Origin of the sequence: Kordia sp. (assembly GCF_965283645.1) — a bacterium.
Lineage (GTDB): Bacteria > Bacteroidota > Bacteroidia > Flavobacteriales > Flavobacteriaceae > Kordia.
This window is the reverse complement of the sequence record NZ_CBDIPG010000002.1, coordinates 97,372-120,977: the sequence shown is the minus strand read 5'-3', so window position 1 is coordinate 120,977 and position 23,606 is coordinate 97,372. Positions and strand designations below refer to the sequence as shown.

Here is a 23,606-nt window from a genome sequence, read left to right as displayed (position 1 = left end):
ACAATTTGAAAGTTTTTTATATTCCTTTCGACTCATTCTTTAAATTTAGTACATACTTATGGGATTATTCAATAAAATATTCGGAAGTTCTGAGGCTTCTGAAACTCCAGAGCCTTCAAAATTACGTTGGACACCTTTGACAAACGTAGAACAGCTTAATACTATTGTGGAGGAATCGAAAACACAGCCGGTTGCTATTTTTAAGCATAGTACGCGTTGTGGAATTAGTAGAATGGTGATTAAGCAATTTGAAGGATCATATGATTTGGAAGAAAATCAAATGAAAGTTTATTATTTAGATTTATTGAATTACCGTCCAATTTCAGAGGAAATAGCGGCTCGTTTTCAAGTATGGCACGAAAGTCCACAGTTGATTATGATTAAAAATGGTGTGACTGTTGCGCACGCTTCTCATGGTCAAATTAACGCGATTCCATTAGCAGAATTCGTATAACGAGTATTCATTTTTCATTTTAGCATAAGAATTAAGAATTTTTTAAGAAGGGTTTTACTTTCTTATTTGTACATTGAAGTTACATCATTCAATCAATCAAAAAACGTTCTTAAAACTTCTGCTTATGGAAACTACCATTAATATATGGATAATGCTGTTTTTTGCATTTGCCATACAATCCTTTATACTCGCTACTTTATTTTTTTTAAAGCGAAAAGGAGACCGAATTGCGAATAGTATATTTGGTGTTTTTCTTTTATTGTTTTCGTACAATCAAATTTTTAATTGTGCGTATTGGTCTAATTATCAAGGTGATTATGTAGAACATTTGTCATTCACCAATTTTATCCCTTGGGTTTCTTACGGACCTTTATTATACATTTATATCAAGCGTGTATTAAAGCAAAGTCCATTTACTTGGAAAGATGCACGACACGCAATTCCTATTGTTTGGGTATTCAGTGTATTTGGTCGATTTTACTTTTTACCGTATGATGTAAAGTTAAAAATTGCCGCTGATGATACGTATGAAAATTATGTAAATTGGTGGCCAATTCCGAGAGAATATATGGTGTATACCGTAACTATATTAATGATTGTATATGTTATTAAAATTTATGGTTTGTACAAAAAAGAAAAAGTAAATGTTACTGAACCGCAACGTTTATGGGTAAAATCGTTATGGCTATGTTTTACAGGATATACATTTATCTTTATTTTATACATGTTACTGATTTATTTGCGCTTAATGACTATTTCCAATGATTACCTTATTGGATATGGAATTACTTTTTTTATAGGCATTGTAACATATTTCAGTTTTATGCAACCTAACATCTTTTCAGGTACAATTAGCTTTCCTTTTACTAAATATAAAAACAACGGTTTATCGTCTTCATTAGTAACTGAAATGAAGAATAAACTGCTCTTTTTAATGGAGTCGGATAAATTATTTTTAGACAATTCGCTTACGCTAGATGTGTTATCGGAAGAATTAAACTTATCCAGACATCATACTTCGCAATTAATCAATGAACATTTTCAGGTAAACTTCTTTGAATTCGTCAATAACTATCGGATTGACGAAGCTATTGAGCTTTTAAAAGATCAAAAGAATACCTTAAATATCAACCAGATTATTTATGCCGCCGGATTTAACAATCGAACTTCATTTTACAACGCATTCAAGAAAAAGACAGGAATTTCGCCTAAATCGTACAGAAAGATTCATAAAAAGACTTCCTAATATTCACAATTTGTTTTTGTAAACCTTTATCGGTGTGGATTATTTTGTTCACTTTTCTAGTTTTCTTTATGATAGAAATAAACGGCCATTTGTTTTTAAAAGGGGAAGCCGAAAAACTAACAGAGTAGGCAATATTATAAAATATTATATCATGAAAAAGCAAGAAATAAAATCAACCTTAAAGTTGAAAAAATCAGTAGTTTCAAATTTCAATACGGCACAACTAAAAGGTGGAACAATTGGATTAGAATCTATTGACAGATTGCATTGTGAAACAGAAGGTTGTACACAAAACTGTTTTACACTTTTATATACAAACTGTTATCTATGTCCTAATACAACGTGTTAAGACAAAAAAGTAGTGGAAGCCGAAAAACTTACGAGTAGGCATTATATAAATCATTAAAACCGAAACAGTATGAAAAAATCAGTTATCAAATCATCATTACAATTTAAAAAGTCGACAGTTGCAAATTTAATACAGCAACAAGTTAAAGGAGGAGGAACGTATACATGTCACGGACATTCTTGTTGTCCGGAAACATTACAACCTACTTGCGCCAATACATGTGCAAACACGTGTGGATATACGTGTGGAATTATTTGTAATGAAGAAACTATAAACCCGCGAATATGTATAACTGAGACATTTAGAACATGTCCTGTATAGCATGTATTCGTATTGCTGTAGAAAGAATTAAGTTACTACTAATTCCATCTTTAGTTTATTTACGAGTGCGTTTTGCACTTACTTGATTGATTAATTCAATTTTTGTAATGACAACTTCAAGCTTCGGTTTGAAGTTGTTTTTTTGTTTAATGGTTTGTTAACTAAACTTTTCTAGTAAATTGCGCTAAATTTTGAATACAGTTCATGTGTGATCCACTTATTTATGTAGTATTAGGTTTAGCCGTCGGCTATATTGGCGGTTTTGCAGGAATTGGCGGCGGTCCGTTTTTAGTCTCATTTTTAGTATTGTATTGTGGAATGTCACAACTAGCCGCACAAGGGAACGTACTCACCATGATGTTAGGTCCTATGAGTTTATTAGGTGTAATGTCCATGTATGAATATGTTAAAAAACAATGGATTAACATAACTATTGGCGTTATTTCCTATTGCGTTTTCTCGTATTTTGGAGCTGTATTTGCTTTCTATATTGGAGAAACGGACTTAAAATATTACTTCGCAGTTTTATTAGTTATTATCGCTTTGATGCAATTTCGATCGTACGTAAAGAAAAATGCTCAAGAATCTCACAAAGAACACATTTCATACATTTGGATATTTATTTTAGCCGCATGTACAGGAATTTTGGGCGGAATGTTCGGAATTGGCGCTGGCGTGTTAATGGTTCCAATATTAATAGGCGTTTTTAAACTAAAAAAAGAATATGCGCGCGCATTGAGTTTGGCAATACTCATTCCACCTGTAAGTTATGGTGCTTTTATAAAATACAATTTTGAAAATCCTGTCGATTGGCAATTGGTCGGAATTTTATTTGGCACATACTTTATTTCAAACTTCTTTGGGGCTAAAATGGGAAGTAAGATTTCAGGAAAAGCCTTTACTCTTATTTATGGTATTCTTCTACTATCAATAGCCATTATTTATTTAGTTTGATACAAATCATATCTAATCTTCTTGGTATGTGATTGATTATGAGTAAAATGATATACTATTATTTTGTGACTAAACCTTAAAATAAACCACCTTTTTTTTACGGTTTTATGTTTTTTTATCAATCGGTATTGTTGTATAATTGGTAAACCAATTTGGTTTACCAGATTGGTTTACCAAAAAAATAATAACTATAAACCAAAACCAATGAAACAGTTAATCCTACAACACACCTACAAACCAATCAAATTATTACTTCTTTTATGTTTACTAATATGCTATTCATGCGCTACAGATGAAATAGTTGAACTAGAAGAAGAAGCTATTGAAAACGAAACAGTTCTTTCACGACAAAAAAATGGAGGAATAACGTCTATTACTGCTTCTGCTAACGGAGACGATGGAAATGTACCACAAAACACATTAGATGGAAATTTAGGCACACGTTGGTCTTCTAATGGCTACAACGGAAAATACATTACATATGATTTGGGTTCTGTAAAATCTGTATCATCTGTAAAGCTAGCTTTTTACAAAGGAAATCAACGAAAAGCATACTTTAAAATTAGAGTAGGAACCACTAAATATAATTTGCAAACCGTTGTAGATAAGAAAACTACGGGAAGTAGCGGAAATACGAATGGCTTAGAAACGTATAGTTTCAATACTGTAAATGTTCGGTATGTGCGAATTTCTTGTTTTGGAAACTCTTCAAGCTCTTGGAATAGTATTACGGAAGCAGAAATTTTTGGAACTAGCGACGGCGGCGGCGGAAATGGCGATTCACCTGGAGACAATTTAGGCTTAACATCAAATAACTGGAAACTAAACGGATTCACAGGAAGTCCAGGATCTAATGCAACGTATAGAGATGATGTGTTGGCATCAACAGGAGAAACGTTTTCAACATACGACGATCCAAATTATTTTTACACAGATGGCGAATGGACATTTTTTAAGTGCTACAGAGGTTTAGGAGGTTCGGCTACTTCTGGAAACCCAAGAGTAGAACTAAGAGAAATGAGTAATGGAAATTTAGCTAATTGGAGCGGTTCTAGCGGAAATAATTCAATGACGTTTACCGTTAGAGTTGACAGATTGCCAGCAAGTGCAGCACTTGATGATGGAAATGTAGTAGAGAAAAATAATGGTGTTTTGTGTTTTGCTCAAATTCACGGACCAAATAATACAGTTGATGATGTAATAAGATTACAATTTTATGGTGATCGAAATCAATCATCTGGCGGTGTACGACTCAAAATAGGTGGTTATATAACCGAAGATGTTTTAAACGGCAGTGTATTTATTGATAATGGTTATCAATTAGGTTCGAGTTATACGTTTAAAATATCATATAATAATGGAGTTGTGAAGGTTTTTGATGGCTCTAATGAAATATTCTCCCAAGCAATAGGAACGAATGCCTCAGGAAATTACTTTAAAGTTGGGAACTATTTACAATCTGTCAAGAATGTAAACTATACAGGTTCTAACGGAATTGTAAGAATTAAGAATTTAAGTATTACACATTAAGAATTTAATTTTCCCGAATTAGCACAAAAAACTCCCAAAGAAATTAATCTTTGGGAGTATTACTTTTATATAAAAACAATACTAGTTTGTTACTTTTTCTTAGGTTTAAAAACTGGCAATAATTTTGAAGAAACTTCTCCAAAACCAATACGTACATGTTCGTTTTTACAATGTCCGCGCATAATTACTGTATCGCCATCGTTGATAAATGTACGTTCAGAACCATCATTTAATTGCACAGGATTTTTTCCTGCCCAAGACAATTCTAACATAGAACCATACGAATCTGGTGTTTTTCCAGACAACGTTCCACTTCCCATCATGTCACCAGAATTTACAGGACAACCATTTACTGTATGGTGTGTTAATTGTTGTGCCATATTCCAATACATATATTTAAAATTAGAACGTGCCACAACAGTTTCTGTACTATTTTCTGGCTGAATTGCTACTTCTAACTTAACATCATAGCTTTTCTTTCCTGCATACTGTAAATATTCTAATTGTGGCTTCAATGGTTTTGGACTTTCCACTCTAAATGGCTCCAAAGCATCCATTGTTACAATCCAAGGTGAGATTGACGATGCAAAACTCTTCCCTAAAAATGGTCCTAAAGGCACATATTCCCACTTTTGAATATCGCGTGCACTCCAATCGTTAAACAAAACAACTCCAAAAATATAATCTTCCGCTTCTTCAATAGGAATTGGTTCTCCTAAATGATTTGCATCTGTAGTAATAAATGCCATCTCTAATTCGAAATCGACACGTTTTGAAGGGCCAAAAACTGGATTTTCAGCACCAGCTGGCAATGTTTGTCCTTGTGGACGATGAATTGGAATTCCTGATGGAATAATAGAAGAGCTTCTTCCATGATATCCTACAGGAACATGAAGCCAGTTTGGCATCAAAGCATTATCGGCACCACGAAACATAGTACCCACATTGGTTGCGTGTTCTATACTTGAATAAAAATCTGTGTAATCACCAATTTGAACTGGCAATTGCATTTCTATTTCATTTAATGTAAATATAATTCTATTTCTGTGTTCAGCATTGTCACGTAAACTAGCGTTATTCTCATCGAAAATATCACCAATTCGATTACGAACCAATCGCCATGTTTTCTTTCCGTCAGAAATAAAATCATTTAACGTATCTTGAAGAAAAATATCATCTGTTAAAGGAATTCCTTTAAAATAACCAAGTTGATGCAATGCACCTAAATCTACGGCATAATTACCGATACGCGTACCGATTGTAATTACGTCATCTCTGGTAAGAAATACTCCAAAAGGTATATTTTGAATAGGAAAATCGCTATCAGGAGTAACCTCTAGCCATGTTTTTCTATTGGGATTATTAGTAGTATCTGGCATAGTTGTGTTGAATATTTATAATTTGATAAAAATTGTTATTTATCTTCAAATATATGAGTTTTCTATATGAGTTATGGAATCTATATCATATTTTTGGATTTTATTAACATAGACTCAAAATAATGCAACGCGACGAACAAATTTTTGAATTAATTCAAGCCGAAAAACAAAGACAAAAAGAAGGATTAGAGTTGATTGCTTCTGAAAACTTTGTAAGTGAACAAGTAATGGAAGCTGTAGGCTCTGTACTAACTAATAAATATGCTGAAGGATATCCTGGAAAACGTTATTACGGCGGCTGTGAAGTTGTTGATGAAGTAGAAACGATTGCTATAGAAAGAGCAAAAACGTTGTTTGGAGCGGCTTATGTAAATGTACAACCACATAGTGGAAGTCAGGCAAATACAGCAGTTTTTGCGGCTTGCTTAAAGCCAGGTGATAAAATCTTAGGATTCGATCTTTCTCATGGTGGACATTTAACACACGGTTCACCTGTAAACTTTTCAGGAAAACTATACGATCCTGTATTTTACGGAGTAGAAGAGGAGACAGGCGTATTGAATTATGATAAAATTCAAGAAATTGCAACCAAAGAACAACCAAAAATGATCATTGCAGGAGCATCTGCATATTCAAGAGATATCGATTTTAAACGCTTTCGCGAGATTGCAGATAGTGTAAATGCATTGTTGTTAGCAGATATATCGCATCCTGCTGGTTTAATAGCCAAAGGATTACTAAACGATCCAATTCCACATTGTCATATTGTAACAACGACTACACACAAAACATTGCGCGGACCACGTGGTGGAATGATTATGATGGGGAAAGATTTTGAAAACCCTTTCGGAATTAAATTAAAAAATGGAAACTTACGTAAAATGTCTTCCTTATTAGATAGTGGAGTTTTTCCAGGAAATCAGGGTGGACCTTTAGAACACGTAATTGCAGGAAAAGCAATTGCTTTTGGTGAAGCGTTGACAGATGCGTTTATGCACTACATATTGCAAGTTCAAAAAAATGCAAAAGCAATGGCGGCGGCATTTGTAGCAAAAGGATATCATATAATTTCTGGCGGAACGGACAATCACATGATGTTAATCGATCTTAGAAATAAAAATATCACAGGAAAAGATGCTGAAAATGCACTTGGAAAAGCAGCTATTACAGTAAATAAAAACATGGTTCCTTTTGACGATAAAAGCCCATTTGTAACCTCTGGAATTCGTGTCGGAACTGCGGCAATTACCACAAGAGGTTTAAAAGAAGATGACATGGCACTTATTGTTGAATATATTGATGAAGCATTAATGCATTACGAAAGTGATGAAAAATTAGACGGAATTGCATTCAAAGTAAATGTAATGATGTCTGATAAACCATTATTTCAAGCATAAATCATAAAAAAATGGCAATAGTATAATATTTTAACATAAAATTAAGATTTCTTATATTTGCAATGAGATGTAAAAATTGCAATTATGAAAAGTTATACTATTGCTGTATTAACCTGCTTGTTTTGTTCCCTGACAAGCGCACAAGTACTCTTCGAAGACAAAGCTTCTGAACTAGGTATAAATATCACAGGAAATACTAACACGCAACTTGGCGGCGTTAGTTTCTATGACTATGATAATGATGGTTGGGACGATTTAACCTTTGCGAGTAAAGAAAACTTCCCTGTACGATTTTTCAAAAATAATGCGGGTACGTTTGTAGAAGAAACGTTCAATATTACCATTCCAAATCATTCCAAACAAGTGTTATGGGTTGATTATGATAATGATGGAGACAATGATTTGTTTGTTACACGCGTTAATGCTTCGAACAAATTATACAACAACGATGGAAATTTTAACTTCACAGATGTTACTACCTTTGCAGGATTTCCAACAACGACTTTGTTTACCTACGGTGCTTCTTTTGGCGATTATGATAATGATGGCGATTTAGATGTATTTTTAAGTAATAAAGACACCAATAAAATCATTCCGAATCAATTATATAGAAATAACGGAAACGGAACTTTTACAGATGTTTCTCTAATTGCTGGAATCAGTTCGGTTGGGCATTTATCATTCTGTGCCGTATTTTTTGACTACGATAATGATGGTTTTTTAGATATTTATATTTCCAATGATCGATTTGCCAATACAAATATTCTCTATAAAAATAACGGAAACGGAACCTTTACAGATGTAAGTTTAACTTCAGGCGCAGGCGTTGCGGCAAATGCAATGTCTACCACAATTGACGATTACAACTATGATGGTTTTTTAGATATTTATGTAACAAATACCGCCGAAGGAAATCATTTATTAAAAAATAATGGTGACGGAACATTTACGGATGTAGCGGCTTCTACAGGAACAATTTTTAACAGTATAGGTTGGGGAGCAAATTTCTTGGATGCTGATAATGATACAGATTTAGATTTGTATGTATGTAGCATGATTAATGATCCGGCTTCTCCATTGCTGACTACTGCTTTTTACGAATGTGATACAAATTATAACTATACAATACCAACTGGAGCAGGTTTTGCAAATGATGCTTATACAAGCTTTTCCAATGCAATTGGTGACATAAATAACGATGGTTATCAAGATTTTGTTGTAATCAATTTGGCACCAGATAACAATTCATTATGGAGAAATACTGGCGGAACCAATAATTGGTTAAAAGTAAAGCTAAATGGAACTACCAGTAATAAGGCTGGAATTGGCGCGCGCATCAAAGCTACTATAAATGGAGAAGCTATGTACAGATATGTATTGTGCGGAGAAGCTTTTCTTGGACAGAACTCTGCAACAGAAATTTTCGGATTGGAAACAGCGACAACAATTGACATGCTAGAAATTTTCTGGCCAAGTGGCATAACGGACACTTATACCAACGTAAATGCAAATCAATTGTTAACAGTTATCGAAGGAAGTACTTTAGGCGTAAACGAAGAAAACGCTTCTACATTCAACGTTTATCCAAATCCGACAGCGGATTATCTTTTTATATCAACTACAGTTTCAGAACCGTATACACTTATTATTTTTGATGGTTTGGGCAAACAAGTATTTACTCAAAAAGCACAAGGTTTGCAATCAAAACTTGATGTTTCAAACTTGGTAAGTGGAATTTTCTTTTTAGAAATTCGCACCGAAAAAAGTAAAACAGTTCAGAAAGTAGTGATTAATTAGTGTCACTTAAATAAGGTATAAAATTGCTAAGATTAAAAGTGCCATTCCGACAATTACTTTAAACGGCATTAACTTTTTCGAAACTTTTACCAAAGCATCACCAACTGCTGGAATTTGACTTAATACATGTGTTAATAATAACAAACCGCCAGCAATAGCTACTGCTGAGTATAAAATATGTCTAAAACCAAGCAAATACCAAACTCCCAGTCCTAAAGAAATACCACCAATTACGGTTGTAAACGGCATTAATTTCTTTGCGATATTGTTGAAGAAGTTGCTTTCTCCATCAAGTTTGTCAAGTGCTGTAATTCCGAGTAAAATTCCTGCAAGAATATTTGCAATGTCAAAAATAAATTCGATCATGTTTTTTTAAATTTTGTGTTAAACTATTCTTTGTTTTTATTGTGTACTCTAATATACAAATAAAAAAAGCATCATAAAACTCGGTTGTTGCTTTATAATGCTTTTCGATGTATGGTTATATTTTTTAGTTTTTATTAAAAATATTCATCTTCATTATAAAATAGATTAAAGTTTTCAGTAAATTCCTCAGTCAATGCTCTAAATTTAATTTGTTCCTCTTCGGGTCTTAATTTAATTATTTCATTTAAAGTTTCTGTAAATTTATCCTCATTTAAATAAAATCCAACATCTTTAGCCATCCAAGTTAAATCATCACTCATTTGGGCAAAAAATAATAATGTTTCTTTCCACCAATCTTGGGTCATTAAAAATATTATATTGATACTACGATTTGTCAATAACTCAGATGCAGCTAAGTGTTCTTGGTATCTTAAATGACCAAATCCGAATTTTCCTGTATCTGTCATTGGTACTAATATATTACATGGATCTATGAGTTCTTTTAATGCAATTTTTACTATTTCAGCAGAAAAAGTTTTTTTAAATCTTTTTACAACAAATTTTTCTAATTCTTTGTATTCTAATTCTCTGATATTTTTTGAATGCAAATAGAATGCAATTTTTTTTGCTAAATATTCAAGGTTGTGCGGTGTTGTTGAAATTCTTGAAGGAATATTTTTAACATTGTCATAGTAGCCAGCGAGAAGTTTCAATCTGTTATCATATAGTTTTATTTCAGTATTTGGTAAAGGCAAGTCATGTTTTGCTAAAACACATAATGTTGTTGTTAATAAAGGATTTCTTGTAGTTTCATCAATTGACTTATTTTTTTGTAAATGTTTTAATATTCTCTCTTTTGCATCACAGTTATTATCATTGAACCAATTATTGATGAATTGATTTCTTTGTTCCTTTGTGAATGGTAATAAAGTAACTGTTAAAAATTGCAGTTTTTCAATATACTCTCCTGTCATTCTAGATGTTACTATTATTTGTAATGATTTTGAAAACTTTTTTGCTAAATGATTTATTGCTTCTGGGAGCCATTCATTTGACTTTATAGATTCATCTAACCCATCAAATAAAACAACAACTTTTTTCCCGTTTAGTAAGCTATATAAATCGTTTTTAGTTATATCAATATTTTTTGATCTTAAATATTCATATATCGCTAAGTCTAGAGATTTTATTTTTACTAGTAATTCAGTTTTATTATTGTTCATTGACCAATTCTGCACCAATCTAGCTAATGGAGTCCAAAGAATTATTCTTTCTTCGTTTTCTTTATTATTGATGGCATACATTTGTAAACTTGTTGTTTTGCCAGCTCCAGCTTCCCCCAATAATACAAGATTTAAACTAGTATCGAATATCTTATCAATGGGTAATTTAAATCTAGTTGAATCTAAAGACTTCCTAAAGACAATTTCTTTATTTATTCCTAGAGATTTTAAAATTTGATTGTTACTCAATATTATTGAACTTCGTTTAAAAATAGTATCACATTTTTGTAAATAACTCTTCAAATCATGATTAGAGGGTGTTGTAAAATTAAATTTATTAATTTCATTTTTAATAAAAAACTTATCTTTTTCTAGAAGCTTTTCTGTAGCAACTCCATTTATTGAAAAGCAAAAATATGGGTTAGGTTTTTTAGATGAATGTGAATCAATTGACCGTGTTAATTTTTCTATCTTTTCTTCTACATCTAAAACTTTTTTGAGTTGAATTTTTAATTTTTTCAATTCAGAAAATTCTTTTCTAATCTCTAAAGAAAGAGAATTTTTTTTAGAAATTAATTTAGCTTGCTTTTTTAATAATTTATTATGACTTATTTGTGTCATTCTGTAACGGTTCCAATTTTTTTCATTCTCCTTAACATATTTTTTAAATGTTATTTCATTACTTTTTAATTCGTCAGTAAGTGAAATTTGTATGTAAGACCATTTCTCAAAGTTTTTTAATTGAGCCTTGTAATGAGATTCAATATCTGGAATATTTTCGTTTAAAATTATATTAATATTATGATTATCAAGTTTTTGAATTGTGTCTTTAAAACTCTCCCAATCAACTTTTTCTAATTTAAAGCCTTGAATTATTCCTTTAAATTCTAAATTAAAAAATAATTTTGTTGTATGTTTTCCCAATGAAAAATCAATATCAGTATATATAGATTTTAAATTAATTTTTTTATGAAATCCTAAAGCTTTTAATAAAATATCGTTTGTTAAATTATGAGGAGAATAATAAGATAAGTCGATTTCCTCATTTATTAATTCACTAATAATTTCTGGATTATTTCTTAAAATCAACTCGGATAGTTTATAACCATCAATAATCTTTATCCTATTTTGGTTTACATCTGGATAGTCTGAAAATCTACTTTTGATATTTTTAGAATCTATTTCATATGAAGATATTAAGTATACCTGTTCAGGTAAGTGAGATGATTTATCCGAATATTGAACTCTTTTTTGTAAGCTCATTGTGAGTTGGTTAACAACATTTTGAAAACTAGTTCCTCCACTTGCTTTATTTGTAAACTTGAAGTGTTTGACTTGTGCAGCTATTAGTGAAATATCACCTAAAGGATCTTTTTTCCAACAGAGTATATCTTTTCCTTCTTCATCTATACCTCCATAAAATTCAACTTTTAAAAAGCCTAATTTTTCTAAAGTTGGTATTATGATAGTTTTAGTTAGTTCATTTTCAGGATATTGTTGAATTGCGGAATATATTTTTTTTATCTTATCTGTCATTTTATTTGAATGAAAATTCACTTTTAATTATAAACATTTCATTGCTAAAACTATAAGAATATTATTTAAAATCAAAATCATAAAAATATAGCCTTTATAATGATATACATAAAATCAAAAAAAGCATCATAAAACCGTGTTATTGTTTTGTGATGCTTTTCGTTGTAAGGTTATATTTTCTGTTTTATCGATTCGTAACAGGAACTACCATATATGCTCCATCAGAATCAGGATAAAAAGCGTTATTGTATCCATTAATTTCTTTAATATTTATATCAATTATGTCATCAATTTCAATAGCATTATCAATTTCTACTGAACCAGTTACATCTGCATCAATATATCCTCCGTGAACAATTACATTCTGTTTTGTAGGTATAATTCCAGTGTTTTGCAAAACAATAGTCCAGATTCCTATTGCAATAACTATTAAAGTTATTTTACTTGATTTTGTTGTTGTCATTTTTATTTAAAGTCATTGTTACTAATCATCATCAAAAGTAACATTTTGATACGCACCAACATCAGTTTTACCATTAGGCGCAGTCGTACGTGTTGTTCCTAAAATATCTAGTGGCGCAAACATTGTCGTTGTTGCTAGATTTCCGACACCAATAGCACCAGATGTAGCTCCAATATTAAATTCGTTTAGTTCCGTGTTTTTGAAGTCAGCACTTAAATTAAATAGGTTGTCTTTAAAGATAGTTGGCTCGTTGAAATTGTATAACGGATCATTGGTAAATCTGTTTTGAAGATCATTAAATTTGATCAAACAGTTTTCAAATTTATAATTTAAATCATCACCTTCTCGTTTATCTAATATTAACTCAATTCCGTTACTTCCATCAATTATACAGTTTAAAAATGTAGCATTTAATTCTTCCGTAAGTGGAAAACTTCCATCTCCTAAATCAAAGTAATTATCTAATAAGACCGTTGGAAATACTCTAAAACTATTGGTCCAATAGTTTGCAAATGTGCAATGTGTAAATGTGTATGTTCCGCCTAAATTACAGTATAATGAAGCTTGTCCTGCGCTTCCAATTACCGTGTTAGTAGCTTCTACAAAACCTGTGCGTGCTAGTAAACCAACGGTTGCACTGTTATGAATTTGTGAATTGTTTAAGGTTAATGTAGGATTTGAAGTTCCGTCATTATTTTCTGTTAAGATTCCTACAGAAGCATTTTTTATCGTTGCATGATTGATTACATTATTCGTGCTTCCGTCCGTAAGCCAAATAGTTCCCCATTGTCCAGGAACATCTGCAAAACCAGGTTCTAAACGATCGCCTTCAAAGATAACTTCACCTTCTAATTCTTCCGTAGTACTTGTTGTTCCATTGACTTGTAATGAACCTTCGTTGGCAACTATTAAACCAGAATTCGCATGAAAATGCACGCGTGCGCCAGCATCAATGGTTAATGTTTTATTTTGACCAACAGCGGCGTAACCATAGATTACATATGGTTTGTCGTTGGTCCAATTGAGTTCTGTATCTTCTAAAAAGAAACCTTCTATTCGTGTTTCATTTCCTTCATCATCAACACCTAAAAGTAAGGTTTCAATAGTTCCATCATCAAATTGTTGCGGATATAGAAAAACGGCGTCTTGTACAAGTGTGACTAATTCTACTTTTTGTTGATTTCCACCATTGTCAAACTCGATCGCATCTGTATATAAAAATTGATCACCACTTGCAAAATCGTTAATATTAACCGTAGTTTCTACAAAAATGAACAAACTATCATTTGCTAGTAATTCAATGTTTTGGAATACTCTTCCAGGAATTCCATCAACATTTAAGCGATATTTAGACGTTTCGCCTTCACCCAATTGAATCGTAGGAATGTTAATATCGTCGTCACTTCGGTTGTATACTTTCAGGTTGTATGTACTTGATCCTATGTTGGTGAAAATTGTATCCAAATACACAGTATCTCTAGAGAATTCAAGTTGTCCTGAACTTGGAACCGTTACAAAATCTTTTCGACATGAACTCCAAAGTATTGCAATACCTAAGATTAAAAAAGTATATAAAAGTTTCTTCATTGTAATATTTTAATAATAATATATCCTTTATAGATACATTTATCCGTAAAAATATAACTTTTTGAAGTTCTTATTATTGTTTCAGCTTGATTTTTTATTTTCAGCGGCTTTTGCAGTTCTTTTAGCTTTGCGAGCGGCTCTTTTGGCACGTCGTTTTTCACGTTTCTCTTTCCATTTTTTCTTTTGAAAAGCAAAGTAGTTTTCAATACGGTTTTTATTTTCTTTTTGTTCCTTCGTCAACGATCTTTCAGAATGCTCTATCCAACTGGAAGTTGTCATAGCTCCGCCAACTGTAACAACTTCACCTAAAAAGTCTCCAAGCGCTAATTGTACATCATGGTTATTTTTTGTGGCTTTAATTTCAAGAGTTTCAAAACCAACATAATTAAAGATAAGAATATCATTTTTCTTTAGGTTAATTTTATAGTTACCATCAAAATCTGTGGTTACACCTTTTTTTGTATTCTTTATTTGAACTGTTGCGCCTGGCAGTGGCAATCCAGTATTATCAGTAATTACTCCACTAACAGTTAAACTATCAGTTTGAACCTTAATATCTTCAGACTTTACAATTGATATCGAACCTATATTTACTTTTCCTAATCTTGAATAATGATATGGAGGTAGTTGAACTTCAACTAAGCTATTAACTTGCTCTAATGAAAAATTATGATTTTTCTTGGTTGCTTTGATCTCAACAGTTTTATATCCTACATAACTAATTACTAAAACAGCATTTCTTTTTACGTCGATTTGATAAACTCCATCAAAGTCTGTAGTAGTTTTAGTTTTTGAACCTTTAATATTTATCGTTGCACCTAGCAATGGAAATCCAGTATCATCTGAAATAATTCCACTAACGGAAATCGTATCGTTTTTAACTATTTTAGGAAGCGATCCAATGTTTAGCGAAGTGTAGCTACTATCAGTTTGAATGGTTTTTGGAGTATGTTTTATATCTTTTTTTACTTCTTGCGAAAGCAATGCCATTGGAAATAGGAGCGAAGCGGCATACGATACCCAATGATTTCGTTTCTTTCGATCGACAATTAATTTTCGATTTAGCTGTGAATTGTGAAATCGTCCACAAACAGTATCGTTTTTCTGAAAATGTTTTACAATAGCTTCATCACTTTCTGCGGTAAAATCAACGACTTCTTTTGTGCAAACTCCGCAAAATTTTCCTTTCTGAGTTGGCGTCATTTTGTTCCAATCTTCGTGACAAGGTTCGGGAATGTTTATTGTTATTTTTGGATGTTTCATGCTTCAGTTTTAAATACAATTCAAATAAAACACAAAAAACATAGGTATAAAACCAACAATGAGTGAAGTGGTTTTTTCAATGAGTGAACTTATATTTCACATAAAAATTTAAGACAACTTTTTTCTTTTTCGTATGGCTAATAAACCAACTATAGGTCCTAACGCTAAAATGATAAAAACAATTGGCGTATCAGTTATGATTCTCAATTCATTTAATAACTGAATACTAATGATGGTGATAGCAAAGCCAATACTATTTACAATCGTCAGTGCTGTACCTTTTAACGCTAACGGTGCATTTTGAGCAACTAATGTGGAGAAAAGTGGCGAATCTGCAATGACGACTATTCCCCAAAAAAGGAGAAAAGCAATAAAGAGGACTTGCGATTCAACAAAAAACATAAACGGTAACAAAAAGCAACACACACATGATAAAAGCAATGATAGAAAGGCAATTTTTTTAACGTTGAATTTTTGTGCTAAATAGCCGCCTACGACACAACCCAAACTGCCAATTCCAATAACTACAAAGGATAACAACGGAATATTAAAAACGATTTCAGTATGTTTTTCAGTATAAATTTGCAATATAATAGGAACAAATGCCCAGAAAGCGTACAATTCCCACATGTGTCCAAAATACCCAAAAGCTGCAGCTCGGAAATTAGATTCTTTAAAAATGTTTGGAATAGCGGAAATAGTTATGTGCTGACTTGGTTTTCTATGTGGTCCATCGGGAACGAAACTTATCATTAATATACCTCCTATTATAGCCAAGCTAGCCGTGCTAATTAAAACAGATTCCCAAGGTAAGTTGCCTTTCATATCCTTTAGCAAATGTGGTAGTGCAGTTCCAATAACAAGCGCACCAACTAAATATCCTAGCGACTTACCAAGTCCTTTGTCAAAATAGTCTGCGGCAATTTTCATACCTACAGGATAAATGCCCGCAAGGAAGAAACCTGTTAAAAATCGAAAAGCAAGAATCGTAGCGTATGTATTTCCTTCCCAAATAATGCCAATATTGAATGCGGCTCCTAAAAAAGCACACACCATAAAAACTTTGGATGGCGAATACCGGTCGGCTATGGATAACAACGCAAAAATTAATGTACCAACAATAAATCCAAGCTGAACACTAGATGTGAGGTATCCTAAAGCGCTTTCTCCAAGATTGAAATTGGATTTCAATTCGGACATAATTCCATTTCCAGCAAACCATAATGAAGTACATAAAAATTGAGAAATGACAATGGTTGGAAGAATATATTTAGGGACTTTCATTAATTGTAGTATGCGTTATTGGTTTTGTTATTTTCAAAATTTAACTATTGCCTAAAACTACAATATTATTACTCAATCTAAAAACTGTTTATAGATGGTTTTTTAAATTTAATACCATAAAAAACTCCTTTACTTCAACATAAATAAAGGAGTTCTACGCTTTTTTTTGATTGTGTATTTACAGTTCTTTTACAATAAAATTAGCACTACTTGCTATTGGTGTAAAAACGCCGTTCACATCCTGAAATACTTGCAATGTAAATCCGTTTGTGTATGGATATAACATATAGCTTAATCCTGGAACTTGTTGTGTTGGTGATACAACTAAGGATGCACCAGCATTGACATTTCCATTGTAATTTATAGTATATTTCTGCTGACTAGAATTGTACTGACATGAAAAGTTTCCATTACTTGTAATTTGACCACTAGATGTGATAGTTCCGCAATAAGTTGACATAATGTTAAGGTTTAAAAATGATTAATAATTGTTTTATTTAATATCAATTTTGTCCTTAGCGCTAAGTATTCAATTCAATATTAAATTTGATATGAACCAAAATTATGGAGTTTTTTACGTATGTGAAAGATAGCTTTTACGTGATTTAAAACACTAGTTTTCAGACTGCAAATGCGTAGAAATACGTATATTAAACGCGATTGTATTCAGTAATTTTGTATCAAACTTTAAAACAAATAGAAGATGTTACAAGAACCAATTGCAAACTTTGATAAAATAAAGTTAGGAGAAGCCGCTGTTTTGACAGAAAATTGGCAAAAAGAAAATATTTTGAAAGCATTTTTGTTTCATAAAAATGATATTGAATGTTTAGCGCAACAAACAGATGTTGTCGGAGTCCGTTTTTATATAGGAATTACTGAAAAAGAAGATGAAGAAGCCGCTCCAGATATGATTGTTGTTGGTGTCAATGCATTAAATGAAGATGTTATTTATTCAGATGATTCTACTAAAGATTTAACAGAAGTTAGCGGAATTTATGATTTTGCCTTACCATGTCCAAAACTATGTGATCCAGAAAGTGAGTTATTTCATGGGAGAACGAATCAACCTATGAAAATGACTTCTACACAACTAAAAACAGTACAACATTCCACGGAAGAAGATTGCATGATAGATTTGGGCGCAATTAGTGAACAAGATGCTATAGATCGTGTAGAAATTTGGCAATGTAAAATGGAAAAAGAGTTAATTTCTATCTATTTTGATATTGAAAACTTAGATTCAATTTTCAGAGAATTCAAAGAAGCAAATGCGTTACGCGTATACTTTGGATTGGAAAACGGAGTACATCGTGTTATAATTATAGGCGCTAAAAATTCTGAAAGTAACAAAGCATATTACGAAGATATTCAAACAGAAGAAGTATTTGTCAATACAAAAGCACCATGTACAAGCAATGGAGAAGGTTCGTGCAGTATAAAAAGTGCTTTATTTCGCCCTTGTAATTTATCATAAAAACATATGCTCACACAAACATTTTTAGCAACTTTTAGTGAAATAGCACAGCTGTCTTTAGGATTGCCAGTGGTCGCTATGTTGTTCCGATTTAAGCGATTTACAAAGCTATTTTGGACAGTAGGAAGCTTGCTCATTGTTTCGGTTATTATTTCATACAGTGCGTATCTTCTATATCAAAATAGAGCAAACAATATGTATCTACTGCACATATACACTGTGTTGGAATATGCGTTTTGGAGTCTATTTTATTATCAATTATTTAAAAAACAAATAGTAAAAAGAATCATTATAATCTTACTAGTAATTTTCATTCTATTTTCTATCACAAATACACTCTGTTGGCAATCGTTAGAAATGTATAATTCATTCAGCAGATCGTTGGAAGGCGCATTTTTACTATGTTTCGGAATTGCATGGTATTACAAAGTGTTTGTAAATGGTAAAATTGTCAAATTAGAAACACATCCTGTATTTTGGATCAATGCAGGTGTATTGGTTTACTTTTCAGGATCTTTCTTATTATTTATTTCAAATAACTTTCTGTTAGAACTTTCTACACAGAAATTTTTTGAAGCTTGGGCATTACACGGACTATTTTTAATAATTCATTATCTTTTAATTGCAATTGGAATATGGTTAATCAAGCGCAAGAAGGAACTTCGTTAGTTTTATATGGTGGCATGTTGGGAATGTTTTTCCTAGCCATTGCTATTGTTGGTTTTGTATTGATATATAAAAAGCGTTTGTTAAGACAAAAATTAGCGCATCAACAACAATTACTAAATAGTGCTGTAGAAATTCAAGATGAAGAACGAAAACGGTTTGCGGCAGATTTACATGATGAAATTGGCGGTGGAATATCTACCATTTTATTAAGTGTTTCACGATTGAAAAAGGAAACTGCTGAAAACGAAGCAGTGGTTACGCAATCGGAAACAATTCGGAAACAATTGGATTGTTTGTTGAAAAAAGTTCGTGAGATTTCATACAACATCATGCCGCCAACATTAGAAGATTTCGGCTTGAACGAAGCATTAAGCGATTTATGTTACACCATAAACGAAACAGGATTACTTTCTGTGCACTACGAATGGAATGGAAGTGAAAAACGATTAAAATTTTCACATGAACTTGCCATTTATAGAATCACAAAAGAATTGATCACCAACACGGTAAAACATGCAGGCGCTAAAATGGTTTCAATACAAATCACAACGAGTGATACAAATTTTAAATTACTCGTAAAAGATGATGGAAATGGATTTGATCAAGAAACGATAAAAAAAGGTGCCGGATTGCGAAATATATACGATAGAGCGTTGATTTTAGGCGCAAAACTTACAATTTCATCACACATAGGAAAAGGTACAAGTACAACTTTAGATTTAAAAAAACACATATGATACGAATTGGATTGGCAGACGATCACTTGCTTTTTAGAGAAGGAATAAAAGCAATGTTACAAGATGAAAAAAACATAGAAATCATCTTGGAAGCATCAAATGGAAGCGATTTTTTAAAAGTATTACGAAACTCTATTGTAAAACCTGAAGTGATATTGCTAGACATTAGAATGCCAATAATGGACGGATACGAAACGGCAAAAATACTGTTAGAAGAATATCCGAATATAAAAATAATTGTACTAACCATGCATGAAGAAGAACGCCATATTATTAGAATGATTGAACTTGGTGTAAATGGTTATTTAATGAAAAATGCCAGTCCTGAAGAAGTAATTGATTGCATTCGTTGTGTGATAGAATACGATTATTATTTCAATAACAAAATCACAAATATCATGCGTAAAGTAATGATGTACAAAGGAAAACAAAATGCAGACTATCCAATTTTTGATCTTACCGAACGTGAAACAGAAGTATTAGAATTGATCTGTAAAGAATTCACCGCCAAGGAAATAGGAGAGAAGCTTTTCATTAGTTTTCGTACGGTTGAAGGACATCGAAAAAAATTACTCGCCAAACTAAATGTTCGAAACACAGCAGGTTTGGTCGTGTTAGCTATTAAAAATGAAATTGTGAAAATTTAGTTGTTGGTTATCGGTTGTCAATTATGTTCAAATCAACAATCCAATAATCCAAGAGCGCAGCGATACCAAAGCATAGCGTTTCCAAGATACTAACATACTACTTTTCAATAATCTCTACTTCAAAAAGCTTATCCCAATATTTTCCAGTTACGAAATACGTATTTGTTTTTGCGTTGTAAGCAATTCCGTTGAAATAATCAATTGCCGGATGTTTGGTTACTTTCTCTTTCAAACCTCTAAAATCAATAATTCCTTCAAGCGCGCCATTTTTAGGATTTATAATCATCATACTTTGCTTTTGGTAGCTATTGGCAAATATTTTTCCATCAACATATTCCAACTCATTTGCCTTTACATAAGAACGTTTATTATCGCACACTTGAATTGCGTATTGTTCTTCTAAATTTTCAGGATTTAAAATCCAGATTTTCTCTGTTCCGTCACTCTTGTATAGTTTTTCTCCATCATTACAAAATCCCCAACCTTCTTTACTATCTTGATATAAAAAGGTGTCTAAACGCTCTAACGTATTCGGATTAAACACAAAACCAGCTTTCGAACGCCATGTAAGCATGTACAATTTATCATTCAAAATAGTGATACCTTCACCAAAATACACACGGTCTAAATTAATTTTTTGGTATACTTTTCCTGTTTTATAATCTACTTTGCGTAGGGAAGATTCGCCATGTTGTCCCGTACTTTCAAATAAAGTATCTCTGTAAAACTCCAAACCTTGCGTGTATGCTTTTTGATCGTGTGGAAATGTATTGACAATTTTATACGTGTAAATTTTTGGTGCTTTATCTGATAAAATCATCAATTTTTTAGAAATATTTTCTGTTTTTCCATCTGCAAACGTAATTGTAGCTTTCAAAATTTGATTACCAAGTAAGAAGTCTTCAGGAATTGTAGTTTCTAAAACCAACGGATTTGAGCTCGAATTTGTCAATTTCTGATCATTTATAGTATAGCTAACTTCAGTAACAGTTTGCTCATTTTTATTGACAACAATCGCTTTTATAGACGATTTTAAAGGAAATTTTGTTGATTTCCCATCAATTTTTAAAGAAAAATTAGGCGTATTGGAATTTTTTTCGTCACCACACGCAAAAATTGTTAAACTTAAAAATATGATTATGAATACATTATATAATTTCATTGGAATACTTTATTTGTGGCAAGTTAATTCATTAAAATCAGTTTAAAAAATGGTTGCTTAAATGTAAAAACATTTTATCTTTGCATCGGCAAGTCCTACACAACCAGCTCCTGTTGAATCCTCCAGGGCGGGAACGCAGCAAAGGTAAATGGTTGAGCGGTGTGATGTAGGTAGCTTGCCTTTTTTTATTCCCTAAAGTCAAGGTTCAATTTCTCCTTTTTTTTGAGCATATTTGTAAAAAAATAACCTAAACACAACACAATGTCAAAAGTGGTCTTAATTACTGGTGGTTCATCAGGAATAGGGAAATCTATCGGAATTTTACTCGCATCAAAAGGATATATTGTTTACGGAACAAGTAGAAATCCTGCTAAGTTTACAGATTTTAATGCATTTAATTTGATTGCACTTGATGTTAGAAATGCAGAAACGATACAGAAAGCTGTTGCTACGATTATTGAAAAAGAAGGACGACTTGACATTCTGATTAATAATGCTGGTGTTGGAATTACAGGACCGATTGAAGAAACGCCAGCTGAAGAAATTCACAAAGCATTTCAAACCAATTTATACGGCCCAATTGCCGTAATGAAAGCAGTTTTGCCACAAATGCGCTTGCAAAAAAGCGGATTAATCATCAATGTAACTTCAATTGCGGGCTATATGGGATTGCCATACAGAGGAATTTATTCTGCCACAAAAGGCGCTTTAGAGTTGGTAACGGAAGCCATGCGAATGGAAGTAAAAATGTTTGGGATTGAAATTACAAACGTTGCGCCAGGTGATTTTGCTACAAATATTGCGGCTGGACGTTATCATACGCCAGTTTTTGACGCTTCTCCATATAAAGAAGTGTACGGAAATATGCTTACGGAAATGGATTCGCATGTAGATGAAGGTTCAGATCCAAAAATTATGGCGGAATCTGTGTTGAATATAATTCAAACCAACACACCAAAAATTCATTATAAAGTTGGTGCGTTTATGCAAAAGTTTTCTATAGTATTAAAACGAATTCTTCCCGATAAAGTATATGAAAAAATGTTAATGAATCATTATAAGTTGTAATGAATTAGCGTGATCTAAATATCTTTTTTCGTCATAAAAAATAATTCTTTCTCAAGATCAATTGCTGTATTTTTTACACGTTTTCGAATTATAAAATATGGAATTGCATACATTAATACGGCGTGAAAAAGAATAAATAGTACTGGAAAGCCAATCGATTCGACATTTGTCATAATCATGAAAATGAAAAATAAATAAAACACCGTAATAAGTACATAAGAAGGAATCAGAAAGTTGCTAAATCCATTGATTTCGGTATCAATCACAACTTGATCATTTTGTTGTCTAAATGTACCTTTAACACGCGCTAAATAACTAGTTCTATCAAATAGTTCTCTACGTCTTCTGAGTTCAAAAGTATTTTGTGTAATATTTCCTTTATATCTATTTTTACTTGAAGAAAACGCTTCAAAAGCACTAGAGAACGTACCAATACTGCCTTCGTCAATATTTTCCTTAAAGTTTCTAATAAACACGGATTTGTCTACAGCTAGTTTAATTTGTTTTTGTCGTATTAATTGTATTTTCTCCAAAAATTCCTTCATAATCTTTCTGTTTTATGGTATATAAGTGGAAAATTTTTGAAAAATGTTACATGTGCTATATAATAAAATACGTTGAAAAATAGTAACTTCATTTTTCAAATTCGTGTAACATTTCCTAAAAATGTACAACTGATCTAGGTAAATCATGATAT

The 23,606-nt window shown here is 32.0% G+C and carries 23 protein-coding genes and 1 other RNA gene; 14 read left to right on the top strand and 10 right to left on the bottom strand.

The window, feature by feature from the left end:
• The first annotated feature begins 58 nt into the window (after positions 1-58).
• The 6 genes from ytxJ (at position 59) to ACQ654_RS25150 (ending at position 4,854) form a co-directional block, all read left to right on the top strand.
• Complete coding sequence (ytxJ, locus tag ACQ654_RS25175; protein ID WP_430413168.1) at positions 59-454, top strand: bacillithiol system redox-active protein YtxJ; 396 nt, start codon at positions 59-61, stop codon at positions 452-454.
• Positions 455-578: 124 nt separating this feature from the next.
• The gene (locus ACQ654_RS25170) at positions 579-1,700 is read left to right on the top strand and encodes a helix-turn-helix domain-containing protein (RefSeq protein WP_430413167.1); all 1,122 of its coding nucleotides are present in this window, start codon (positions 579-581) and stop codon (positions 1,698-1,700) included.
• Positions 1,701-1,851: 151 nt separating this feature from the next.
• Positions 1,852-2,049, top strand: a complete 198-nt coding sequence (locus ACQ654_RS25165; RefSeq protein ID WP_430413166.1) for a hypothetical protein — start codon at positions 1,852-1,854, stop codon at positions 2,047-2,049.
• A 69-nt stretch (positions 2,050-2,118) separates the two neighbouring features.
• Positions 2,119-2,370 (top strand): hypothetical protein, encoded by a 252-nt coding sequence (locus tag ACQ654_RS25160; protein ID WP_430413165.1) that lies wholly within the window; start codon positions 2,119-2,121, stop codon positions 2,368-2,370.
• Between the two features lie 204 nt (positions 2,371-2,574).
• Positions 2,575-3,324, top strand: coding sequence for a sulfite exporter TauE/SafE family protein (locus ACQ654_RS25155; RefSeq protein WP_430413164.1), 750 nt, complete (start codon positions 2,575-2,577; stop codon positions 3,322-3,324).
• Positions 3,325-3,528: 204 nt separating this feature from the next.
• On the top strand, positions 3,529-4,854 hold the full coding sequence (locus tag ACQ654_RS25150; protein ID WP_430413163.1) for a polysaccharide lyase family 7 protein: 1,326 nt from the start codon (positions 3,529-3,531) through the stop codon (positions 4,852-4,854).
• An 89-nt stretch (positions 4,855-4,943) separates the two neighbouring features.
• Here the strand turns inward: ACQ654_RS25150 and fahA are convergent, their stop codons facing one another.
• Positions 4,944-6,233 carry a fumarylacetoacetase gene (gene fahA / locus ACQ654_RS25145; protein ID WP_430413162.1) on the bottom strand — a complete coding sequence of 430 codons (1,290 nt, stop codon included), beginning with the start codon at positions 6,231-6,233 and terminating at the stop codon, positions 4,944-4,946.
• 122 nt (positions 6,234-6,355) lie between these two features.
• On the opposite strand from fahA, the gene glyA reads away from it, so the two are divergent.
• Both glyA and ACQ654_RS25135 read left to right on the top strand, forming a co-directional pair.
• Entirely contained in the window at positions 6,356-7,630 is a 1,275-nt protein-coding gene (gene glyA, locus ACQ654_RS25140; RefSeq protein WP_430413161.1) for a serine hydroxymethyltransferase, read from the top strand.
• A gap of 84 nt (positions 7,631-7,714) precedes the next feature.
• Positions 7,715-9,427 carry an FG-GAP-like repeat-containing protein gene (locus ACQ654_RS25135; RefSeq protein ID WP_430413160.1) on the top strand — a complete coding sequence of 571 codons (1,713 nt, stop codon included), beginning with the start codon at positions 7,715-7,717 and terminating at the stop codon, positions 9,425-9,427.
• Positions 9,428-9,433: 6 nt separating this feature from the next.
• On the opposite strand, the gene ACQ654_RS25130 is transcribed toward ACQ654_RS25135, so the two are convergent.
• The 7 genes from ACQ654_RS25130 to ACQ654_RS25100 all read right to left on the bottom strand — a co-directional run bounded on the left by ACQ654_RS25130 (position 9,434) and on the right by ACQ654_RS25100 (position 17,609).
• The gene (locus ACQ654_RS25130) at positions 9,434-9,793 is read right to left on the bottom strand and encodes a hypothetical protein (RefSeq protein ID WP_430413159.1); all 360 of its coding nucleotides are present in this window, start codon (positions 9,791-9,793) and stop codon (positions 9,434-9,436) included.
• Between the two features lie 134 nt (positions 9,794-9,927).
• Positions 9,928-12,552 carry an NACHT domain-containing protein gene (locus ACQ654_RS25125; RefSeq protein WP_430413158.1) on the bottom strand — a complete coding sequence of 875 codons (2,625 nt, stop codon included), beginning with the start codon at positions 12,550-12,552 and terminating at the stop codon, positions 9,928-9,930.
• Between the two features lie 184 nt (positions 12,553-12,736).
• Entirely contained in the window at positions 12,737-13,015 is a 279-nt protein-coding gene (locus ACQ654_RS25120) for a hypothetical protein (protein ID WP_430413157.1), read from the bottom strand.
• Between the two features lie 21 nt (positions 13,016-13,036).
• Positions 13,037-14,602 carry a hypothetical protein gene (locus ACQ654_RS25115; protein ID WP_430413156.1) on the bottom strand — a complete coding sequence of 522 codons (1,566 nt, stop codon included), beginning with the start codon at positions 14,600-14,602 and terminating at the stop codon, positions 13,037-13,039.
• A gap of 81 nt (positions 14,603-14,683) precedes the next feature.
• The gene (locus tag ACQ654_RS25110) at positions 14,684-15,865 is read right to left on the bottom strand and encodes a carboxypeptidase-like regulatory domain-containing protein (protein ID WP_430413155.1); all 1,182 of its coding nucleotides are present in this window, start codon (positions 15,863-15,865) and stop codon (positions 14,684-14,686) included.
• Positions 15,866-15,973: 108 nt separating this feature from the next.
• Positions 15,974-17,149: an MFS transporter gene (locus ACQ654_RS25105; RefSeq protein ID WP_430413154.1), complete on the bottom strand. Its 1,176-nt coding sequence runs from the start codon at positions 17,147-17,149 to the stop codon at positions 15,974-15,976.
• Between the two features lie 178 nt (positions 17,150-17,327).
• Positions 17,328-17,609, bottom strand: coding sequence for a hypothetical protein (locus tag ACQ654_RS25100; RefSeq protein ID WP_430413153.1), 282 nt, complete (start codon positions 17,607-17,609; stop codon positions 17,328-17,330).
• A 243-nt stretch (positions 17,610-17,852) separates the two neighbouring features.
• On the opposite strand from ACQ654_RS25100, the gene ACQ654_RS25095 reads away from it, so the two are divergent.
• The 4 genes from ACQ654_RS25095 to ACQ654_RS25080 are packed head-to-tail and all read left to right on the top strand — an operon-like array spanning position 17,853 to position 20,679.
• Positions 17,853-18,626 carry a hypothetical protein gene (locus ACQ654_RS25095; RefSeq protein WP_430413152.1) on the top strand — a complete coding sequence of 258 codons (774 nt, stop codon included), beginning with the start codon at positions 17,853-17,855 and terminating at the stop codon, positions 18,624-18,626.
• 6 nt (positions 18,627-18,632) lie between these two features.
• Complete coding sequence (locus ACQ654_RS25090) at positions 18,633-19,295, top strand: hypothetical protein (protein WP_430413151.1); 663 nt, start codon at positions 18,633-18,635, stop codon at positions 19,293-19,295.
• Positions 19,262-20,032 carry a sensor histidine kinase gene (locus ACQ654_RS25085; RefSeq protein WP_430413150.1) on the top strand — a complete coding sequence of 257 codons (771 nt, stop codon included), beginning with the start codon at positions 19,262-19,264 and terminating at the stop codon, positions 20,030-20,032. Before ACQ654_RS25090 ends, ACQ654_RS25085 begins: the two co-directional genes overlap by 34 nt.
• Positions 20,029-20,679: a response regulator gene (locus tag ACQ654_RS25080; protein WP_430413149.1), complete on the top strand. Its 651-nt coding sequence runs from the start codon at positions 20,029-20,031 to the stop codon at positions 20,677-20,679. Before ACQ654_RS25085 ends, ACQ654_RS25080 begins: the two co-directional genes overlap by 4 nt.
• Before the next feature lie 97 nt (positions 20,680-20,776).
• Here the strand turns inward: ACQ654_RS25080 and ACQ654_RS25075 are convergent, their stop codons facing one another.
• On the bottom strand, positions 20,777-21,841 hold the full coding sequence (locus tag ACQ654_RS25075; RefSeq protein WP_430413148.1) for a glutaminyl-peptide cyclotransferase: 1,065 nt from the start codon (positions 21,839-21,841) through the stop codon (positions 20,777-20,779).
• Between the two features lie 86 nt (positions 21,842-21,927).
• On the opposite strand from ACQ654_RS25075, the gene ffs reads away from it, so the two are divergent.
• An RNA gene (ffs, locus tag ACQ654_RS25070) (signal recognition particle sRNA small type) lies at positions 21,928-22,025 on the top strand.
• A gap of 77 nt (positions 22,026-22,102) precedes the next feature.
• On the top strand, positions 22,103-22,909 hold the full coding sequence (locus ACQ654_RS25065) for an SDR family oxidoreductase (RefSeq protein WP_430413147.1): 807 nt from the start codon (positions 22,103-22,105) through the stop codon (positions 22,907-22,909).
• Between the two features lie 14 nt (positions 22,910-22,923).
• Here the strand turns inward: ACQ654_RS25065 and ACQ654_RS25060 are convergent, their stop codons facing one another.
• Entirely contained in the window at positions 22,924-23,454 is a 531-nt protein-coding gene (locus ACQ654_RS25060) for a hypothetical protein (RefSeq protein ID WP_430413145.1), read from the bottom strand.
• Positions 23,455-23,606 lie beyond the last annotated feature (152 nt).

What these genes read in the sequence shown, in the direction of transcription:
- ytxJ (WP_430413168.1), top strand. Translation starts at nt 59, where the DNA reads ATGGGATTATTCAATAAAATATTCGGAAGTTCTGAGGCTTCTGAAACT.
- ACQ654_RS25170 (WP_430413167.1), top strand. Translation starts at nt 579, where the DNA reads ATGGAAACTACCATTAATATATGGATAATGCTGTTTTTTGCATTTGCC.
- ACQ654_RS25165 (WP_430413166.1), top strand. Translation starts at nt 1,852, where the DNA reads ATGAAAAAGCAAGAAATAAAATCAACCTTAAAGTTGAAAAAATCAGTA.
- ACQ654_RS25160 (WP_430413165.1), top strand. Translation starts at nt 2,119, where the DNA reads ATGAAAAAATCAGTTATCAAATCATCATTACAATTTAAAAAGTCGACA.
- ACQ654_RS25155 (WP_430413164.1), top strand. Translation starts at nt 2,575, where the DNA reads ATGTGTGATCCACTTATTTATGTAGTATTAGGTTTAGCCGTCGGCTAT.
- ACQ654_RS25150 (WP_430413163.1), top strand. Translation starts at nt 3,529, where the DNA reads ATGAAACAGTTAATCCTACAACACACCTACAAACCAATCAAATTATTA.
- fahA (WP_430413162.1), bottom strand. Translation starts at nt 6,233, where the DNA reads ATGCCAGATACTACTAATAATCCCAATAGAAAAACATGGCTAGAGGTT.
- glyA (WP_430413161.1), top strand. Translation starts at nt 6,356, where the DNA reads ATGCAACGCGACGAACAAATTTTTGAATTAATTCAAGCCGAAAAACAA.
- ACQ654_RS25135 (WP_430413160.1), top strand. Translation starts at nt 7,715, where the DNA reads ATGAAAAGTTATACTATTGCTGTATTAACCTGCTTGTTTTGTTCCCTG.
- ACQ654_RS25130 (WP_430413159.1), bottom strand. Translation starts at nt 9,793, where the DNA reads ATGATCGAATTTATTTTTGACATTGCAAATATTCTTGCAGGAATTTTA.
- ACQ654_RS25125 (WP_430413158.1), bottom strand. Translation starts at nt 12,552, where the DNA reads ATGACAGATAAGATAAAAAAAATATATTCCGCAATTCAACAATATCCT.
- ACQ654_RS25120 (WP_430413157.1), bottom strand. Translation starts at nt 13,015, where the DNA reads ATGACAACAACAAAATCAAGTAAAATAACTTTAATAGTTATTGCAATA.
- ACQ654_RS25115 (WP_430413156.1), bottom strand. Translation starts at nt 14,602, where the DNA reads ATGAAGAAACTTTTATATACTTTTTTAATCTTAGGTATTGCAATACTT.
- ACQ654_RS25110 (WP_430413155.1), bottom strand. Translation starts at nt 15,865, where the DNA reads ATGAAACATCCAAAAATAACAATAAACATTCCCGAACCTTGTCACGAA.
- ACQ654_RS25105 (WP_430413154.1), bottom strand. Translation starts at nt 17,149, where the DNA reads ATGAAAGTCCCTAAATATATTCTTCCAACCATTGTCATTTCTCAATTT.
- ACQ654_RS25100 (WP_430413153.1), bottom strand. Translation starts at nt 17,609, where the DNA reads ATGTCAACTTATTGCGGAACTATCACATCTAGTGGTCAAATTACAAGT.
- ACQ654_RS25095 (WP_430413152.1), top strand. Translation starts at nt 17,853, where the DNA reads ATGTTACAAGAACCAATTGCAAACTTTGATAAAATAAAGTTAGGAGAA.
- ACQ654_RS25090 (WP_430413151.1), top strand. Translation starts at nt 18,633, where the DNA reads ATGCTCACACAAACATTTTTAGCAACTTTTAGTGAAATAGCACAGCTG.
- ACQ654_RS25085 (WP_430413150.1), top strand. Translation starts at nt 19,262, where the DNA reads ATGGTTAATCAAGCGCAAGAAGGAACTTCGTTAGTTTTATATGGTGGC.
- ACQ654_RS25080 (WP_430413149.1), top strand. Translation starts at nt 20,029, where the DNA reads ATGATACGAATTGGATTGGCAGACGATCACTTGCTTTTTAGAGAAGGA.
- ACQ654_RS25075 (WP_430413148.1), bottom strand. Translation starts at nt 21,841, where the DNA reads ATGAAATTATATAATGTATTCATAATCATATTTTTAAGTTTAACAATT.
- ACQ654_RS25065 (WP_430413147.1), top strand. Translation starts at nt 22,103, where the DNA reads ATGTCAAAAGTGGTCTTAATTACTGGTGGTTCATCAGGAATAGGGAAA.
- ACQ654_RS25060 (WP_430413145.1), bottom strand. Translation starts at nt 23,454, where the DNA reads ATGAAGGAATTTTTGGAGAAAATACAATTAATACGACAAAAACAAATT.